General features: G+C 61.4%; 4 protein-coding genes. All 4 read left to right on the top strand.

Annotation, left to right across the window (positions count from 1 at the left end):
- Positions 1 to 66: 66 nt before the first annotated feature.
- Positions 67 to 1665 (top strand): nitrogenase cofactor biosynthesis protein NifB, encoded by a 1599-nt coding sequence (gene nifB / locus BN2476_RS44840; RefSeq protein WP_087740487.1) that lies wholly within the window; start codon positions 67 to 69, stop codon positions 1663 to 1665.
- Positions 1666 to 1732: 67 nt separating this feature from the next.
- On the top strand, positions 1733 to 1927 hold the full coding sequence (locus BN2476_RS44835) for a 4Fe-4S binding protein (protein WP_087740486.1): 195 nt from the start codon (positions 1733 to 1735) through the stop codon (positions 1925 to 1927).
- A gap of 65 nt (positions 1928 to 1992) precedes the next feature.
- Positions 1993 to 2391, top strand: a complete 399-nt coding sequence (locus tag BN2476_RS44830; RefSeq protein ID WP_087740485.1) for a HesB/IscA family protein — start codon at positions 1993 to 1995, stop codon at positions 2389 to 2391.
- A 33-nt stretch (positions 2392 to 2424) separates the two neighbouring features.
- Positions 2425 to 2715: nitrogen fixation protein NifZ (locus BN2476_RS44825; protein ID WP_087740484.1), on the top strand; the 291-nt coding region annotated here is incomplete at its 3' end.

Below are 2715 nucleotides of genomic sequence, written 5' to 3'. Positions count from 1 at the left end.
CGTTCGAGTGGCACGGATCTCGCTCTTGTCTGCCGCGCGACCACCGTCGGTTGCGAGGAGATGTCCATGGACGATAGCGCGAACGACAGCATGCTGGCCTCGACTGCCTGTATCGGTATCGGGCAGATTACGCGCCTGGGGTGCACCGTCGAAGCGTCCGCCCCGGGCCGCTGTGGTTCACGCGGTGGTGAGAGTCACTCTGGCCGTGGTCCGTCGGGCATACCCGACGGTCTGCCGACAGAGGTGTGGGAAAAGGTAAAGAACCATCCGTGCTATTCGGAAGAGGCGCATCGTCATTATGCGCGCATGCATGTGGCGGTGGCCCCGGCCTGCAACATTCAGTGCAACTACTGCAATCGCAAATATGACTGTTCGAACGAGTCGCGGCCCGGCGTTGTGTCGCAGAAGCTGACGCCGGAGCAGGCAGTAAAAAAGGTGGTGGCCGTCGCCGCCCGGATTCCGCAGTTGACCGTGCTCGGCATTGCGGGTCCCGGGGATTCACTGGCCAATCCGAAAAAAACTTTCGACACCTTCCGCATGCTTCGCGAGCGGGCTCCGGATATCAAGCTATGCCTGTCGACGAATGGCCTGGCGTTGCCGGACCTTGTCGACGAGATCTGCAAGCACAACATTGACCACGTGACGATCACCATCAACATGGTCGATCCCGTCATCGGCGAAAAGATATATCCGTGGATTTTCTGGGGCCACCGACGAGTCACGGGCAAGGAGGCCGCGCGCATCCTGCACGAGCGGCAAATGCGAGGGCTTGAGATGCTGGGTGCGCGTGGCGTACTTACGAAGATCAACTCGGTGCTGATTCCGGGCATCAACGACGAACACCTGATCGAGGTAAATCGCGAGGTAAAGAGGCGCGGTGCGTTCCTGCACAACATCATGCCGCTGATCTCGGAACCGGAGCATGGCACGTATTTCGGCCTGCGCGGACAGCGCGGCCCGACTGCGCGTGAGCTGAAGAGCGTGCAGGACGCCTGCATGGGCGGCGCGAACCTGATGCGCCATTGCCGGCAGTGCCGTGCGGACGCGGTGGGGCTCCTCGGCGAGGATCGCCGCGAGGAGTTCACGCTCGACAGGATCGACCACATGGAAATCGGGTATGACCTCGACCGCCGCCGCGAATATCAGCGCCGCCTGGAAGCCGAAGTCGATGTGCAGCGTGGTGAGAAACAGGAGGCGCTCGCCTTCGTGCAGGGGCGCGAAGTGCAGGGCGACCGGAGGGCCCTGATCGCCGTCGCGACAAAGGGGCGCGGCCGGGTGAACGCACATTTCGGGCACGTCCGCGAGTTCCAGATTTTCGAGATCAGCGCTACCGGAGCGTTCTTTGTTGGCCACCGTCGCGTGGACCTTTATTGCCATGGCGGCTATGGCGACGACGAGGGTCTGCCGCGGCTCATCGGCGCGATCAGCGATTGCCATGCCGTGCTGGTCGCAAAGATTGGCGCGTGTCCGCGCAAGGAGCTATCGCGCGCGGGCGTCGAGCCGGTGGACCAGTACGCGGGCGAATTCATCGAAAAGGCGGCGCTTGCGTGGTTCGCCGACTATTGCAGCCGTGTCGCCGGCGGCGTGATCGTGCACGAGGAACGTGGCGAGGCCGCAATCCGGCAGAGCGCGTTGATGGCTGCGACTGCGGATGCCGCCGCTTGAGCGGCAGGCAGGATAGTCATGCCTGTTTCGCCCGGCTTACACAGATCATCATTGCAAGGAGTGTCGCATGGCCCTGAAGATCATTGCGTCGACGTGCACCGGCTGCTCGGCCTGCGAGCCGCAGTGCCCAAATGTCGCCATCTGTGAGAAAGGCGGTGTCTTCGCAATCGATCCGAAGAAATGCATGGAGTGCGAAGGACAGTTCGATACGCCGCAATGCGTGGCGGTGTGCCCCGTGGACGGATGCATCGTTCCGGCCTAGCCCTGTTCTCCGCGCATCGTACTGCCTGCAGTCTAACGACTGCTCAATTTGAGGAGATTGACACGATGCTGCCCAACCTTACCGTTACGTCCGCCGCCGAAAAGTTCATGCGCCGTATGGTTCGTTTTTCCGGCTTGCCGTCTGGTGCGGGTTTTCGTCTGCTTGTGAACTCCGGCGGCTGCTCTGGATACGATGCCGGATTCAGTGCGGTAACCGAGGCGCAGCCAGGCGACGAGGCGATGGAGATCAATGGCCTGCGTCTATTCCTGCCGGCGGAAAGCCGCCTGCTGCTGGACGGTGTGACGATCGACTTCGTCGACACGCCTGACCGGTCGGGTTTTGCGTTCGTGAAGGACAATCACGGACCTGATGTTGCCCCCAGCGCAGGCGAACACAGTGTCACGCGCGTTGACGTGGGTCGGATCGGACACGGACGTCCCTTGTTGCCACCACCAGTATCGTGAAGTACGCAGTTCGGCCTTTCGCGGGAGCAGGTCATGCATGACTTCCACAACGACGACGCCATCGAGGTTGCATTTGCGCCGTCATTCAGTATTGGAGAGCGTGTGGTCGCGCGCTCGGTAATCCGCAACGACGGTACATACACCGGCAAGAATATGGGCGAGATTCTCGCGAACAGGGGCGACGTAGGCTACGTCACCAGGATCGACACGTTCCTGCAGCGGTTCTACATCTATGCAGTTCACTTCGTTGAAACTGATCACCTGGTGGGCATGCGCGAAAAGGAGCTGTGCACGCTCGACCATCTTCCTGAAGACGTGCTCGCA

Origin of the sequence: Paraburkholderia piptadeniae (genome assembly GCF_900007165.1) — a bacterium.
In the GTDB taxonomy this organism is placed as follows: domain Bacteria; phylum Pseudomonadota; class Gammaproteobacteria; order Burkholderiales; family Burkholderiaceae; genus Paraburkholderia; species Paraburkholderia piptadeniae.
Note: the sequence above shows the minus strand (reverse complement) of the source record. Positions and strands in the feature narration are given on the sequence as shown.

Excerpts from the sequence above, each read along its gene's own strand:
- nifB (WP_087740487.1), top strand. The coding sequence starts at position 67 with ATGGACGATAGCGCGAACGACAGCATGCTGGCCTCGACTGCCTGTATC.
- BN2476_RS44830 (WP_087740485.1), top strand. The coding sequence starts at position 1,993 with ATGCTGCCCAACCTTACCGTTACGTCCGCCGCCGAAAAGTTCATGCGC.
- BN2476_RS44835 (WP_087740486.1), top strand. The coding sequence starts at position 1,733 with ATGGCCCTGAAGATCATTGCGTCGACGTGCACCGGCTGCTCGGCCTGC.